Genomic DNA, 14,535 nt, shown 5'->3' with positions numbered 1-14,535 from the left:
CGGGCGTCGGCCGGGGGAGGGCGGCGCCTCGTGGCGGCCACGCTTCATCCATGCGGGTAAACTCGAACGGGATCGTTTAGCCATGATCCGCTGAAAATCATGTTGAAAGGAATGCTGTGCTGCGCACACATGACCTCGGATCCTTGCGTTCCGAGCACATTGGACAGACCGTCACCCTGGCAGGCTGGGTAGGCCGCCGCCGAGATCACGGTGGCGTGGCCTTCGTCGATCTGCGTGACGCGTCCGGTGTCGCCCAGGTGGTTGTCCGCGAGGAAGAGGTCTTCCACGGCCTGCGCAATGAATACGTGCTGCAGATCGTGGGCACCGTGAGCAAGCGTCCCGAGGGCAACGAGAACCCGCACCTCGCCACGGGTGAGATCGAGGTCATCGCTGATAAAGTGGTGATCCTCAACACCTCGGATCCCCTGCCGTTCCAGATCGACGAGCACGTGGAGGTCGGTGAGGAAGCGCGCCTCAAGCACCGCTACCTTGACCTGCGCCGCCCCGGCCCCGCCCGGAACCTGCGCCTCCGCTCCGAAGCGAACCGCGTGGCCCGCGAACTGCTTCACCAGCAGGGTTACGTGGAGATCGAAACTCCCACACTGACGCGCTCGACGCCGGAAGGCGCCCGTGACTTCGTTGTTCCGGCGCGTCTGGCACCGGGTTCCTGGTACGCGCTTCCGCAGTCGCCGCAGCTTTTCAAGCAACTGCTCCAGGTGGGCGGTTTCGAAAAGTACTACCAAATCGCCCGTTGCTACCGCGACGAAGACTTCCGTGCGGACCGCCAGCCGGAATTCACCCAGCTCGACATCGAAGCCAGCTTCGTTGACCAGGACGACGTCATTGAGCTCGGCGAAAGCATCGTCAAGGCACTGTGGCAGCTGATCGACGTCGAAATTCCGACGCCGATCCGCCGCATGACCTACCACGAGGCTATGGCCAAGTACGGCTCCGACAAACCGGATCTGCGCTTCGGCTTGGAACTCACCGAATTGACGGAGTTCTTCAAGGACACGAACTTCGGTGTCTTCAAGGCGCCCTACGTCGGCGCCGTCGTCATGCCCGGCGGAGCCTCGCAGGCCCGCCGCGCGCTGGACGCCTGGCAGGAGTGGGCCAAGCAGCGTGGCGCCAAGGGTCTTGCCTACGTGCTGTTCAAGGAAGACGGCGAGCTCACGGGCCCCGTTGCCAAGAACCTCACCGACACCGAACGTGCCGGCCTCGCCGACGCGGTGGGCGCAAAGCCCGGCGACTGCATCTTCTTCGCCGCCGGCGAGAAATCCCCGTCCCGCGCCCTGCTGGGCGCTGCCCGCGTCGAGATCGGCCACCGCACCGGCCTGATCGACCCCAAGGACTGGGCTTTCGTCTGGATCGTGGACGCTCCGATGTTCGAACCCGCAGCCGCAGCCGTCGCCTCCGGCGATGTCGCGGTGGGTGGCGGACAGTGGACTGCCTTGCACCACGCTTTCACCTCCCCGAAGCCCGAGTTCCTGGACTCCTTTGACAAGGACCCGGAATCCGCCCTGTCCTACGCCTACGACATCGTGTGCAACGGCAACGAAATCGGCGGCGGCTCCATCCGTATCCACGAGGCCGATGTCCAGGAGCGTGTTTTCGAGCTCATGGGCCTGGACAAGGAAGACGCGCAGACCAAGTTCGGCTTCCTCCTCGAGGGATTCAAGTACGGCGCACCTCCCCACGGCGGCATGGCCTTCGGTTGGGACCGCGTCGTGGCCCTGCTGGCCGGCGTGGACTCGATCCGCGACGTCATCGCTTTCCCGAAGTCGGGCGGCGGCTACGACCCCCTGACCGCTGCTCCTGCGCCCATCACGGCGCAGCAGCGCAAGGAAGCCGGAGTCGACTTCAAGCCTGAAGCCAAGGCTCAGGCGGCGCCGGCAGCCAAGTCGGAGTAGCTGGAAACCCTAGAAGTAACCCGGAGGCCCTCGCACATTGCGGGGGCCTCCGGCGTAGCATGACGGCGACTGATTTTGAGGAGGACGCGTGGCACAGGAAATGAGCCTTGCATTGATCGAAGAGCTGATGGATCGGGCATGGCCCGCCCCGGACCGTGAGGACACCGGGGCATGGGTCATGCGGGCCGCCGGTGGCGTCACACAGCGGGCAAACTCAGTCTGGCCCAAGGAACAGGCCGATGACCACGAGTCGGCAGTACGAGCTGCCAGGCAGTGGTACCGCTCCCGGCGCCTGCCGCTGATCTTCCAGGTTTTCGACGACGAGAGGAGCACGGGCCTCAACGCAGTGCTTGATGCGCAGCAATTCACCCGGCAGTCCGAGACCCTCATCATGGTCCGTCCGGGTGGCACCCTTCCCGGTGCCCGGCGCGACGACAGGGCCAACGACGTCGAGATCTCCGAAGAGCCTTCCGAGGAGTGGCTCCGGTTGTGGTGGTCCGTTGACGGGCGCGGCGGAGACGCCGAGCTCGACATTGCGCGGAAGATCCTGGCGTCGTGTCCCTCGATCTACGCCCTTGTCAGGGACGACGACGGCGCCCCGGCCGCCGTCGGGCGCCTCGCCCTGGTGGACGGCAAGGGAGGCATCTACTGCATGGCGACCGGGTCCGGACACCGTCGGCAGGGCTTCGGGCGGCAGGTGCTTGACGCGCTTCTGGAAGCGGGCGGCCACCGAGGCGTGGCCGAGTTCTGGCTACTGGTGATGGCCTCGAATACCGGTGCCCAGGCTCTGTACGAGGGCGCCGGCTTCGCAGAGCAAGGCAGGTACTTGTACCGGCAGGCCCGACCGCAGCGGGCATTGTCGGGCTGCTAGGAGGTCAGGCGCTCTGGAACGCGCCGCATTCCGGGAAGGGGTCGTTCACGAAACCTGGCTCGCCCGGATCGTCGGTGTCGTCCATGTCGTCCATGTCGTCGTCCTCGGGGTCGGGCCAGGGGTGTGCGGCGGTGAAGGAGTACCAGCCGGGGAAGGGATCCGCCGGCAGTTCCGGTTCCGGATATGCGGGCAGGTCTTGGCCCGGGTATGCATCTGTCTCCATGTCCATGTCCGTGTCGGTGATCGGGATGTGGTGTGGCCAGCGGGGTGGTTCCCAGTCCTGGTGTTCGCTGGGGTAGTGCCGTTGTGAGGGTGAGGTCCACCCGGGCGGGTGGTCTTTGCTGGCCGCGGTGGGGGTCCATGCGGTCCGGTGTTTGAGGCGGTGGTGTTTGGGGCAGGGCTGGCCCAGGTTGGAGATGCCGGTGGTGCCTCCCTCGGCCCAGGCCAGGAGGTGGTCTGCTTCGTTGTCCAGGGAGTGGTTGTTGCAGCCGGGAAGGGGCATTTGCCGTCGCGGAGCCGCAGCCATTGGCGCTGGGCCTTGGTGAGGCGGTAGCTGCTGCGTCCGATTTCCAGCGGGGCACCGTCGCGGGGGTCGGTCAGGACACGGTGGAAGGAATCGGCGCCCTCGGCGATCAGGCGGCGGGCCATGGACGGCGGGATCGGCCCGTACCCGTCGAGGATGGCCGGTTCCTCGGTGGCGCCCAGCAGGGACAGGACCGGGACGGTGACCAGGACCTGCGCCCGCGGGGACGGAACCCGCCCCGCCCGCCCCGGTTCCGTGCCGCCGTCGGGCGTGCCGCCGTCGGGCATTGCGGCGCTGGTGCCGCTGGTGTTGTTGGTGAGGAGCCAGGTGGCGGTGATGTCGGCGCGGAGCTGGGCGAGGGTCCGGGTCTCGTGGGGGCCTTGGAGGGCGCGGGCGGCGGCGGTGGTCCGTTCCCAGATCCCGGCCGCGGTGTCTGCCGGGAGGTGGGCGGAGAGCCAGGCCATGCCGTCGCGGTCCGGGAGGTATTCGACCCGCCGGTGTTCGGCTTTTTGGGCGTGGCGTTCTTCGATGCCGACCGGGTGGTGGCGTTCGCGCCAGGTGCGTGCCTTGGCCCGGAACCGGGACGGGACGAGGTCACCGGCCGGGCAGCCCCGGGCCGGGTTGGGTGCGCCGGGGTCCAGGAAGTGCGCTTCCAGGCCGGCGGCTGCGGCGGGATCCAGGCCGGTGGTTTCGTCGATGATGATCCGGGCGTGCTGCCAGGAGACCGTCCCGGACCCCAGGGCTGCCAGGGTCAGCGGCAGGACCGTGGTCAGTGCCTGGGTTTCGGACAGGAACGCCCCGGCGGTCCGTTCGCTGACGGTCAGGACGCAGGCCACCTCGGCGAGCAGGGCAAGCTCCTGGGCGGTGGACTCCTGCGGCGATGACGCCGGCGCCGCCAGGGCCCGGGCTGCCTGGACGTAGTCCGCGGCCAGCCTCGCTTTCAGCGCGGCGGTCCGGGCCTCCAGCCGGGCCACCTCGGCCAGGCCGTCCAGGCAACCATCCGCCAGACGCCGCAGCGGATCGGAGCCATGAAGCGGATCGGTGTTTTCGGAGGTATCAGCGTCCCCGGTGAAGGCGGTCAGCACGGCAACGGACGCGGCGACGGCCTCCACGGCCGCCCTGCTGCCCGCACCCCAGGCTATCCTTCCGTCCATACCCACAGCATCGCAGGAGGCACCGACAATTTAGTGCCCTCGCCGGTGCGAGACTCCGGCAGACTCGGGACAGGCCGTCCGGTTCCCGCCAGGACAGCTTAGGGGAGGCGGATGGGCTTGAGTTCCTCGAAGCGGTCGCCAGGCCCAGGGTTGTCCACGGGTGTCTTCCCGCCCAGCTGGTTCATGACCCCCCACACGGCGTTGAGTCCCGTGGTCACGGCTCCGTCGGCCCAGCCTCCGGTCCAGGAAACGTCATCGCCTGCGAGGAAGATGCCGCGGTGTACCGGCAGGTGGCCCTCCAGAACCCCGCCGATCTTGCATTGGCGGTGTTGGCGCTGCGCGCCGCTACAACGGATCCGTGACCTGAATCCGCACGGCACAAGCATCTGCCGCAGCCCTGCGAAGCACGGTTGCGTTGGGGTCGGCAACCGCCAGGAACGCGAGCCTTGTCCGCGACGCGTACTCCTTCAACGCCTTTTCTTCCAGGACCGCTGCGGACAGCGCGGCGTCTCCGCCCAGGACGAGATATTCAATACTGTGCCCGGCGAACACGCCGGCGGCATATCCGGCTACGGCTTCCGTCAGCGCGTTGGCCTGGTTCTCGCGACGGCGGGCAAAGCGCTGTTGCGAGGATCCACCTGCCGCCGAACGGGACTGCACATAACGCGAACCCGATTTGGACGCGGACACTTTGCCGCCGCTTACGACCCCCACCGCGTAGCCGCCCCGGCGCACCAGGATGACTCCGAGCCGCCGTTCCTGTGAAGCAAGCGACGCCAGACGCTCAACCGTGGTGGTTCCCTTACCGGGCCTTCCATCGACGGGCCACGGGGCTCTCAGTAGCGCCACGGCGCCGTCCGCCGCCCGCAAAAGCGTGCCGTCCGCCGCCCGCAAAAGCGTGCCGTCAGCCGCCCTCAGGAGGGTACCGCCGCCGTCGTCGGGCTCTTCCTGAACGGCGCCATGGCTCGCGGCGAAGCGGTCCACCCAGCCGAGCAACCGCGGACCGGGGATGAAAGCGGTGCGCCCCGCCCCAGGCGGCTGCTTTTCGTTGGGGCCGGACGGCCGGGTCTCCATGTCGATGTCTCCTTAGCTGGAATCATGAGTAGCCTATCCATGTGGAAGATCTCTTTGGTGCCGACGCGGACAACGACGACGACGCCGGCAGCCAGGCGGCGGATTCGGACCGGTCCGGTGGTGAACGTGCGGGCACGGGACGTCCCGCGTCGCCGCGGAGCCCTTTGGCGGTCCGCATGAGGCCCCGGACGCTCGATGACGTCGTGGGCCAGCAGCATTTGCTGGGCCAGGGGTCTCCTTTGCGGCAGCTTGCCGCAGGGGCCGACGCCGTCGGTCCTGCAGGTCCGAGCTCGGTCATCTTGTGGGGACCCCCGGGCACAGGCAAGACGACGCTGGCGCACGTCATCGCCCGCGGACCGGGCCGGAAGTTCGTTGAATTGTCCGCTATTACTGCAGGCGTCAAGGATGTCCGCCTGGTCATGGAGAACGCCTTGACTGCCCGGGATCTCTATCGGACCACAACTGTGTTGTTCCTTGACGAGATCCACCGCTTCAACAAGGCACAGCAGGACGCCCTGCTTCCCGGTGTCGAGAACCGATGGGTGGTCCTGGTCGCCGCGACCACCGAAAACCCTTCGTTCTCCGTCGTCTCGCCGCTGCTTTCCCGATCACTGCTGCTGACCCTGAAACCGCTCACCGACAGCGACATCGAGGGGCTTCTGCAACGGGCCGTTGCCGATGCGCGCGGCTTGGCAGGGGGGGTGGAGCTCAGTCCGGAAGCCCTCGAGCACTTGGTCCGCTTGTCCGGGGGAGACGCCCGCCGCGCGCTCACCGCGCTTGAGGCCGCGGCCGGCGTCGCTTACGGAGACCGGAACAACGACGGCGGCGACGCTTCCGAAGAGCCCGGGCTCGCGGGTGACGGCGCCCCGGACGCTCCGGTCGTCGTCGAACTCCGGCATACGGAGCGGGCCCTGGATGTGGCCGCCGTCCGATACGACCGCGCGGGCGACCAGCACTACGACGTCGCCAGTGCGTTCATCAAGTCGATCCGGGGTTCCGATGTCGATGCGGCCCTCCACTACCTGGCCCGTATGCTCGAAGCCGGCGAAGACCCGCGCTTCGTGGCCCGCCGGATCGTCATTTCGGCTGCCGAGGACATCGGCATGGCGGATCCGACGGCGCTGCAGACCGCCGTCGCCGCGGCCCAGGCAGTGCAGTTGATCGGCATGCCCGAGGGACGGATCATCCTCGCCGAAGCCGTGGTGCATCTGGCGACAGCGCCCAAGTCCAATGCCGCCTATATGGGCATCAACAAGGCCATCGCCGATGTGCGTGCGGGGATGGGGGTCGGGATTCCGGCGCACTTGAGGGACGCGCACTACCAAGGAGCGAAGGGCCTTGGCCACGGCCAAGGCTACAAGTACGCCCACGATGCCCCGCACGGCGTGGCCACCCAGCAGTACGCTCCGGATGATCTGGTCGGCAGGGACTACTACGAGCCCACCGCAAATGGTGCTGAACGGGATATTGCGCCCAGGCTCGAGCGGCTGCGCAGGATCATCCGGGGCAAGTAGGCGTCATGGTAGGCTAGATGCTTGTCTGGCAAGGCCTGGCGCACAATCCATCAGAATCCAGGTTTTGATGCTGTGCCCTGCGCCCCGTAGCAAAAGGCAGCGGTTGGCCGATGCTCTCCCTCATGGAGGCCAGTAACACTGACACACCGCAGATATTGGAAGGACACAAGTGGCTAACAACACTCGTGCTCGCCGTACCGCACGCCTTTCGCGTGCACTCGGCATCGCTCTGACTCCCAAGGCCGCCAAGTACATGGAGCGCCGTCCGTACGGCCCCGGTGAGCATGGCCGCGCCCGCAAGAAGCAGGACTCTGACTACGCTGTACGTCTGCGCGAAAAGCAGCGTCTGCGCGCCCAGTACGGCATCCGCGAAGCCCAGATGACCCGTGCCTTCGAAGAAGCACGGCGCACCAAGGGCCTGACCGGTGAAAACCTGATCGAACTGCTCGAAATGCGTCTCGACGCCCTCGTGCTGCGTGCCGGCTTTGCCCGCACGATCGCCCAGGCCCGCCAGCTGGTTGTGCACCGCCACATCCTCGTTGACGGTATCCGCGTGGACCGCCCGTCGTTCCGCGTTGCGGAAGGCCAGCTCATCCACGTTCACAGCCGCAGCGAAGTCATGGCTCCGTTCCAGGTTGCAGCTGCCGGCGCACACGTTCTGAACGTCGTTCCGGCTTACCTGGACGTCAAGATCGACGCCCTGCAGGCACGCCTGGTTCGTCGCCCGAAGCGCTCCGAGGTCCCCGTGACCTGCGAAGAGCAGCTCGTGGTCGAATTCTACGCTCGCTGATTTCCAGCAAGCACATACAAAGAAGCCCGTGGCACGCGCCGCGGGCTTCTTTGTATGTAAGGTACTTGGGGAAGCCATGCCGGGGTGCCTGAGTAGAACCACATGGCGCACCAGCGGCAACGCAACAAATGCTAGGAGATGAGTGTCCATGACTGGTGGCGATATTGCAGGCCTGATCGCGGCCGGAGTTTTCGCGCTCCTTGTGGTGCTGTTGGCCCTGCCGATCCTCAAACTCGGGCGCGTCTTCGATGAAGTCCGCACCTCCATCCGCTCCTTGAGCGACGGAGCGACCCCCCTGATGGACGAGGTCACTGCCACGGTTTCCACCACAAACCAGCAGCTAAAAAAGGTGGATGGCATCACCTCCAACGTTTCCGACGCCTCCGCCAACATCTCTGCTTTGTCCTCGCTGGTGGCCGCAACAGTCGGTTCGCCGCTCATCAAGGTGGCAGCGTTCAGCTATGGAGTGCGCTCGGCTTTTGCCGCCCGTCGCAAACAGGGCAGTGGCCGCCGCAGCCGCTGAATCCGTTCGTAAGTCACGATCGTCGTATGTCAGGAAAACCGTGAAAAGAATTGTCTGGATGGGGATCGGCGTGGCAATCGGAGTCATCGCCTTCCGCAAGATCACCCAAGCACAGGCCGCTGTTGGCCCCGAAGGCCTGAACCGCGCCGTAGCGCGACTGGCCGACGGCGTGTACGACTTCGCCGACGCCGTGCGCGCCGGAATGAACGAACGCGAAGTCGACCTCAGGGCCGCGCTCGGCATCTCAGAGTCCGACGCCGGCAGCCGTTAGGAGCCGCGGTTCGCCCAAGCGGCCGTCAACAGGGCAGAATTAGAAGCTGCGGCAATGGCACATGCCAGAACCGCGCACAAACTCATGTGCAGTGAATTGAGAAGGGTAAGTAATCAGCTAATGAAGTCGCAGGAGATCACCAAACGCTGGGTGGACTTTTTTGTCAGCAAGGGCCATACCGCCGTCCCCTCAGCGTCGCTCGTATCCAGCGACCCTTCCCTGCTCTTCACTGTGGCCGGCATGGTTCCCTTCATTCCTTACCTCACCGCCCGCGAGGAACCGCCCTTCGACCGCGCCACGAGCGTCCAGAAGTGCATCCGCACCGGCGACATCGAGGAAGTGGGCAAGACCGCCCGCCACGGGACGTTCTTCCAGATGTGCGGAAACTTCTCTTTCGGGGACTACTTCAAGGAAGACGCCATCAAGTTCGCCTTCGAACTGCTCACCAAGAGCGTCGACGACGGCGGCTATGGGCTGGACGTTGAGCGCCTCTGGGTGACCGTCTACGAAGAAGACGACGAAGCCCAGGATTTGTGGCTCAAGAACACGGGCATCCCCGCCTCGCGCATCCAAAGGATGGGGAAGGCGGACAACTACTGGTCCACCGGACAGCCTGGTCCTGCCGGCCCGTGCTCGGAAATCTATTACGACCGCGGCCCGGCCTATGGCGCCGAAGGCGGTCCCATCGCGGACGAAAACCGCTATGTCGAAATCTGGAACCTCGTGTTCATGCAGTACCAGATCGAGAATGTCCGCTCGAAGGTGGACTTCGACATCGCCGGCGAGCTGCCCAAGAAGAACATCGACACCGGCCTCGGCATGGAGCGCCTTGCGATGATCCTGCAGGGCGTTGAAAACATGTACGAAACGGACCAGGTCCGTCCTGTCATCGACAAGGCCGCAGCCCTTTCCGGCAAGGAGTACACCTCTGCCGAGTCAGCTGACGACCCGCACCACACGGACGATGTCCGGATGCGCGTCGTTGCCGACCACATCCGTTCGGCCCTCATGCTGATCTCCGACGGCGTGTCCCCGTCCAACGAAGGCCGCGGCTACGTCCTGCGTCGGCTCATCCGTCGTGCCGTCCGTGCGATGCGCCTCCTCGGGGTCGAAGAAGCTTGCCTCCCGCAGTTGCTTCCGGCTTCCCGCGACGCCATGAAGGGCGTCTACCCCGTGGTGGAGACCGACTTCGACCGCATCAGCCGCATCGCCTATGCCGAAGAAAGAGCCTTCCTGCGCACCATCGCCTCCGGCACTGCGCGCCTTGAAGAAGCCGTGGTGCTCTCCAAGGCGGCCGGCAAGCCGCTGTCCGGCGAAGATGCCTTCGCCTTGCACGACACTTACGGGTTCCCGATCGATCTGACCCTCGAAATGGCCGAGGAAGCCGGTTTGAAGGTTGACGAAGCCGAGTTCCGCAGCCTCATGCTCGAACAGCGTCAGCGCGCCCAGGCGGATGCCAAGTCCAAGAAGGGTGGACACGCCGATGTCTCAGCCTTCCAGGAGCTCCTGGCCGAAGGCGAGACCATCTTCACGGGCTACACCGAGCTGGAAGGCGAGGCCCGCGTCCGCGGCATCGTCAGCTCCGGCCGGCGTGTTGCCCACGCATCCACGGGCGACGAAATCGAGCTCGTGCTCAACGAAACACCGTTCTATGCCGAAGCCGGTGGCCAGTCGGCCGACAAGGGCCTCATCACCGGCGACGGTTTCGTCGTCGAGGTCCTCGACGTCCAGCGCCCTGTGAAGGGCCTGAGCGTCCACAAGGCGATCGTCCGCGAAGGCGAGATCGCCTCGGACGCTTTGGTGCGCGCCGCCGTCGACCGCGAACGCCGCCACGCCGCAGAGCAGGCCCACACGGGCACACACATCGTGCACGCCGCCCTGCACCAGATCCTCGGCCCGGAAGCCACCCAGCGTGGCTCCTTCAACAAGGCCGGCTACCTGCGCTTCGACTTCGCCTGGGGCGAGGGACTGAGTGCGGCCACGAAGTCCGAGATCGAAGAGGTCTCGAACATCGCCATCCGCAACAACTTCCGGGTGGACACCAAGGTGATGGGCCTCGCTGAGGCGAAAGCGCTCGGCGCCATGGCCCTCTTCGGCGAGAACTACGGCAGCGAAGTCCGCGTTGTGGAGATCGACGGCGCATGGTCCCGCGAACTCTGCGGTGGCACCCATGTGGCCAACACCTCCCTCATCGGGAGCCTGTCGCTGCTCGGCGAACAGTCCGTCGGTTCGGGAAACCGCCGCGTGGAAGCTTTCGTCGGTCTCGACGCCTTCCGGCACCTCGCAGCCGAGCGCGCCTTGGTCACCGAGCTCACGGAAATGCTCAAGGTCCCCTCGGGCCAGTTGGCAGACCGGATCTCCAGCACCTTGGCTAAGCTCAAGGCGACGGAAAAGGAACTCGACCGCCTCCGCAAGGAACAGCTGACGGCAGCCGCTGCGAACCTGGTTGCCACGGCCCGGGATGCCGGAGGCGTCCGGGTAGTGGCGCACGACGCCGGCCAGGTCGGGGGAGCGGACGACCTCCGCAGCCTCGCCATGGACCTGCGCAACCGGCTCGGCTCCGACGCTTCCACGGTTGCCGTGGCCGGTGTCAGCAACGACCGTCCCGTCATCATCGTGGCCACCAACGAGGCCGCGCGTGAAGCGGGCGTCAAGGCCGGCGCCCTCGTCCGCGTGGCTGCAGGAATCCTCGGTGGTGGCGGCGGCGGCAAGGACGATGTCGCCCAAGGCGGCGGAACTGACGCCGCGAAGATCGCACCGGCCCTCGCGGCCGTTGTGGACGCGATCGCCAAGCGCTGATTTTGGAGGCCATTGCGAGCAACGACGACTACCCCAGGGGCATCAAACTGGGGGTGGACGTCGGCACCGTCCGTGTGGGAGTAGCCATCTGCGATCCGGATGGGATCCTGGCCACTCCGTTCAAGACGGTAAGCCGGGACGCCAAGAAGAATTCCGACATCGGGGTCATTGTCCGGCACGTCGCGGAGCTCGGCGTAGTCCAGATCTTCGTCGGGCTGCCGCGCACGATGAAGGGTGAAGAACACACTTCTGCCGTCATGGCCACCGACTACGCGGAGTTGCTGGCGGCCCACTTACAGCGCCGCGGACTCGAGGTTCCAGTCAACATGGTGGACGAGCGGCTCAGTACCGTGACGGCCCACCGCAATCTCCATGAAGCTGGCATGAGCAGCAAGGATCATCGTAAAGTGGTGGATCAGGTTGCCGCTGCCGGAATTCTGCAGCACGCGATCGACATGCAAAAAGCCAGAGGTGCGGATGTGGGCAGGCGCGTGCAGGCGCCGATGCCACCCCAACACATTGACGGTGCCAGTGCGCCGCTGCCGGCCTCCGGCATTGATCCACACTCTCCAACGAGGGGAAGACAATTGTGAGCCCGGTCAACAACGACCCCTCCGACGACGCAGCAGAAGGCCGTACCCAGCCCCTGACTCGTCGTGAAATCCGTGCCAGGGAACGCTTCCTGGAGACGCAGAACCAGGAGGTACTGCCACCACCTGTGCCTGTCCATTTTGAACCTGTCGCGGTCCCGAAGCCGCAGCCGGCATACGTCCCCGACTACGCGCCGGCGGCCCAGGAAGCGACCACCCACGCCTCTGGCCTCTACGACGAAGGTGTGCACAGCGAAACGGTCCAGCCCGAAGAGGACGTGCAGCAGCACGATGCTTCGCATGAAGACCTCACGCAGCCCTTCGACACAGTGCAGCCCTTCGACACAGCGGAGCCGGGCGTCGAGCACGATGCTCTGCACCCTGATGCCGTGGAACATGACCCTGTTCACAGCTTCGATGTCGCACACGGTGACGAGTTCCACGAACTGCAGGCCCATGACGAAGGTTATGAGCACCACGATCCCCAGTTCGACTACGAAGTCCATGATGAGCACGACGCCCATGACCTCATGGCAACTGCGACTCCTGTGCCAAAGGCCCGCTCGAAGAAGGTCCGCAGGCGCCGCCGTCTTGTCGCGCTCCTGCTCACCCTCACGGTGTTCGTCGCAGCGGTTGCCGTTGGGGCGCAATTCCTGAAGCCATTGCTCGGGATGGACAAGGTCAGCGACTACCCTGGCCCGGGCACCGGCTCGGTCACCATCACTGTGGCCCCGGGCTCCGGCCCCAAACTGGTCGCGACCAACCTTCAGAGCCAGCACGTCATTGCCGACGCGGATACTTTCGTGGCGGCCTTCACTGCTGCCGGGGGTGAACTCTCACCCGGTGATTTCACCTTCAAAACGCAAATGAAGACCTCCGATGCGGTGAATGTGCTCCTCGGCAAGGATTCTTCCAAGGTCATGTACTTCGCGCTGAGTGCAGGATTGCGAATCGGTGAATCCCTTGATGCGATCTCCAAGGGTTCGGGCATACCTTTGTCCGACTTGAAGGCGCTCAGCGACTCACCGGCCCAGTTCGGCGTCCCTGCCCCGGCAAAGAACCTGGAAGGCTTCCTGGCGCCGGGGGAGTACCGTTTCCCCCTTGGAACCTCTGCCAAGGACATACTCCAGAAGCTCGTCACGGCCACCACCGATGAGCTCAAGGCCCAGGGCGTCACGGATCCCGCCAAGCAGTACCAGACCATCACGGTGGCCAGCATCGTGCAGGCCGAAGGCGGCCAGGCCGACTACGGCAACGTGGCCGGCGCCATCTACAACAGGCTCAAGCCGGGCAACACCGAGACGAACGGGCTCATCCAGTCGGATGCCACCGTTACCTACGGCCTGGGTACCAAGACCTTCCACCTGACCGATGCCCAGAAGGCTGACAAGAGCAACCCCTACAACACCTACGCCAACGTAGGCCTTCCGGTCGGCCCCATTGGTTCACCCGGCAAGACGGCGATCGATGCTGCCGCGAAGCCGACGGCCAACAATTACCTCTATTGGGTAACCATCAACCTCGACACCAAGGAAACCAAGTTCTCCAGCACGCTGGCGGAACACCTCAAGTACGTTGACCAGTACAACGCGTGGTGTGCGGCCAACGCGGGACGGTGCGTGTGAGTAGACGTGCTGCCGTACTTGGGCACCCCATCAGCCACTCGAAGTCACCAGCACTCCACCGCGCGGCCTACGCGAAGCTCGGGCTCGACATTGAATACTCGGCGATCGACGTAACCGTTGAGCGGCTCCCGGCCTTCATGGCGGGCCTTGAAGCCGGCGACGACTGGTGCGGTTTGTCCGTCACCATGCCCCTCAAGACCGCCATGGTGGACGAAGTCGACGAGGTCCGCGGGGCCGGCGCGTTCTTGGGTGTCATCAACACGGTTGCTTTTGAAGACTCCGGGCACGGCGTGCGGCGGGTCGGCCACAACACGGATGTGGCCGGCATCGTGGAAGCCGTCAGGAATGCAGGCGTCACGGAGCAGCCGAAGTCCGCGGTCCTTGGTGGCGGCGGGACATCCGCGGCGGCTATTGCAGCGCTTCGGGAGCTCGGTTCGAAACACGTTGACGTCTTCGTGCGCGACGCCGGGCGGGCCGCCGAGGCGAAAGCCGCGGCAGCCGCCGTCGGGCTTTCCATTCACCTCCGGCCGCTGGCTGAAGCAGCTGAAGGCATGGCGGGAGCCGATCTGGTGATCTCCACACTTCCGCCGCGGGCGGCGGACGGCATCGCAGCGCGGCTCGAGCAGCTTCCCGACGACGACACGCTTCCCGACGATGACTGGGGTGTCCTGCTCGATGTCGCCTACGATCCATGGCCCAGCCGCATTGCCGAAGCATGGCATTCGCGGGGCGGAGTGGTGGTTCCAGGGCTCGAGATGTTGCTCTATCAAGCCGTGGAGCAAATCCGCTTGTTTTCCGGAGCCGACGTCACCGCCGATGTCATAGATGTGATGTGCGACTCAGTCGGGCTCCCCCGACGGGTCTAGTAAGGGCCTTACATGGCAGGATTGG

Annotated in this window: 11 protein-coding genes and 2 pseudogenes; 10 read left to right on the top strand and 3 right to left on the bottom strand. The window is 65.5% G+C overall.

The features are described from left to right. Positions 1 to 116 precede the first annotated feature (116 nt). Together aspS and ABD742_RS10120 are read left to right on the top strand one after the other, a co-directional pair. On the top strand, positions 117 to 1,910 hold the full coding sequence (aspS, locus tag ABD742_RS10125) for an aspartate--tRNA ligase (protein ID WP_234754241.1): 1,794 nt from the start codon (positions 117 to 119) through the stop codon (positions 1,908 to 1,910). Positions 1,911 to 2,010: 100 nt separating this feature from the next. After that, the gene (locus ABD742_RS10120) at positions 2,011 to 2,781 is read left to right on the top strand and encodes a GNAT family N-acetyltransferase (RefSeq protein WP_234754277.1); all 771 of its coding nucleotides are present in this window, start codon (positions 2,011 to 2,013) and stop codon (positions 2,779 to 2,781) included. 4 nt (positions 2,782 to 2,785) lie between these two features. On the opposite strand, the pseudogene ABD742_RS10115 reads toward ABD742_RS10120, so the two are convergent. The 3 genes and pseudogenes from ABD742_RS10115 to ABD742_RS10105 all read right to left on the bottom strand — a co-directional run bounded on the left by ABD742_RS10115 (position 2,786) and on the right by ABD742_RS10105 (position 5,532). Then, a pseudogene (locus ABD742_RS10115) lies at positions 2,786 to 4,458 on the bottom strand (HNH endonuclease signature motif containing protein). 98 nt (positions 4,459 to 4,556) lie between these two features. Then, positions 4,557 to 4,736, bottom strand: a pseudogene (locus ABD742_RS10110) (amine oxidase); the annotation flags it as partial. Between the two features lie 67 nt (positions 4,737 to 4,803). Continuing rightward, on the bottom strand, positions 4,804 to 5,532 hold the full coding sequence (locus tag ABD742_RS10105; RefSeq protein WP_234754239.1) for an acVLRF1 family peptidyl-tRNA hydrolase: 729 nt from the start codon (positions 5,530 to 5,532) through the stop codon (positions 4,804 to 4,806). 41 nt (positions 5,533 to 5,573) lie between these two features. Here ABD742_RS10105 and ABD742_RS10100 point away from each other — a divergent pair, with 41 nt between their 5' ends. The 8 genes from ABD742_RS10100 (at position 5,574) to ABD742_RS10065 (ending at position 14,510) form a co-directional block, all read left to right on the top strand. Then, complete coding sequence (locus ABD742_RS10100; protein WP_234754238.1) at positions 5,574 to 7,046, top strand: replication-associated recombination protein A; 1,473 nt, start codon at positions 5,574 to 5,576, stop codon at positions 7,044 to 7,046. 169 nt (positions 7,047 to 7,215) lie between these two features. Further along, complete coding sequence (gene rpsD, locus ABD742_RS10095) at positions 7,216 to 7,836, top strand: 30S ribosomal protein S4 (RefSeq protein ID WP_028267147.1); 621 nt, start codon at positions 7,216 to 7,218, stop codon at positions 7,834 to 7,836. A gap of 148 nt (positions 7,837 to 7,984) precedes the next feature. After that, positions 7,985 to 8,359 (top strand): DUF948 domain-containing protein, encoded by a 375-nt coding sequence (locus tag ABD742_RS10090; protein WP_234754237.1) that lies wholly within the window; start codon positions 7,985 to 7,987, stop codon positions 8,357 to 8,359. Positions 8,360 to 8,417: 58 nt separating this feature from the next. Continuing rightward, positions 8,418 to 8,630: a hypothetical protein gene (locus ABD742_RS10085; protein WP_234754275.1), complete on the top strand. Its 213-nt coding sequence runs from the start codon at positions 8,418 to 8,420 to the stop codon at positions 8,628 to 8,630. Positions 8,631 to 8,750: 120 nt separating this feature from the next. Continuing rightward, a complete protein-coding gene (gene alaS, locus ABD742_RS10080; protein WP_234754236.1) occupies positions 8,751 to 11,429 on the top strand; it encodes an alanine--tRNA ligase in 2,679 nt (892 codons plus the stop codon). A 2-nt stretch (positions 11,430 to 11,431) separates the two neighbouring features. Then, on the top strand, positions 11,432 to 12,022 hold the full coding sequence (gene ruvX, locus ABD742_RS10075) for a Holliday junction resolvase RuvX (protein WP_234754235.1): 591 nt from the start codon (positions 11,432 to 11,434) through the stop codon (positions 12,020 to 12,022). Between the two features lie 53 nt (positions 12,023 to 12,075). Beyond that, on the top strand, positions 12,076 to 13,644 hold the full coding sequence (gene mltG / locus ABD742_RS10070) for an endolytic transglycosylase MltG (RefSeq protein WP_268819628.1): 1,569 nt from the start codon (positions 12,076 to 12,078) through the stop codon (positions 13,642 to 13,644). After that, positions 13,641 to 14,510 carry a shikimate dehydrogenase gene (locus tag ABD742_RS10065; protein WP_234754233.1) on the top strand — a complete coding sequence of 290 codons (870 nt, stop codon included), beginning with the start codon at positions 13,641 to 13,643 and terminating at the stop codon, positions 14,508 to 14,510. Before mltG ends, ABD742_RS10065 begins: the two co-directional genes overlap by 4 nt. The last annotated feature ends 25 nt before the right edge of the window (positions 14,511 to 14,535 follow it).

The organism is Arthrobacter ramosus, assembly GCF_039535095.1.
Lineage (GTDB): Bacteria > Actinomycetota > Actinomycetes > Actinomycetales > Micrococcaceae > Arthrobacter > Arthrobacter ramosus.
This window is presented reverse-complemented; position numbering and strand designations above follow the sequence as displayed.

What these genes read in the sequence shown, in the direction of transcription:
- ABD742_RS10105 (WP_234754239.1), bottom strand. Translation starts at nt 5,532, where the DNA reads ATGGAGACCCGGCCGTCCGGCCCCAACGAAAAGCAGCCGCCTGGGGCG.
- ABD742_RS10090 (WP_234754237.1), top strand. Translation starts at nt 7,985, where the DNA reads ATGACTGGTGGCGATATTGCAGGCCTGATCGCGGCCGGAGTTTTCGCG.
- ABD742_RS10085 (WP_234754275.1), top strand. Translation starts at nt 8,418, where the DNA reads ATGGGGATCGGCGTGGCAATCGGAGTCATCGCCTTCCGCAAGATCACC.
- alaS (WP_234754236.1), top strand. Translation starts at nt 8,751, where the DNA reads ATGAAGTCGCAGGAGATCACCAAACGCTGGGTGGACTTTTTTGTCAGC.
- ABD742_RS10120 (WP_234754277.1), top strand. Translation starts at nt 2,011, where the DNA reads ATGAGCCTTGCATTGATCGAAGAGCTGATGGATCGGGCATGGCCCGCC.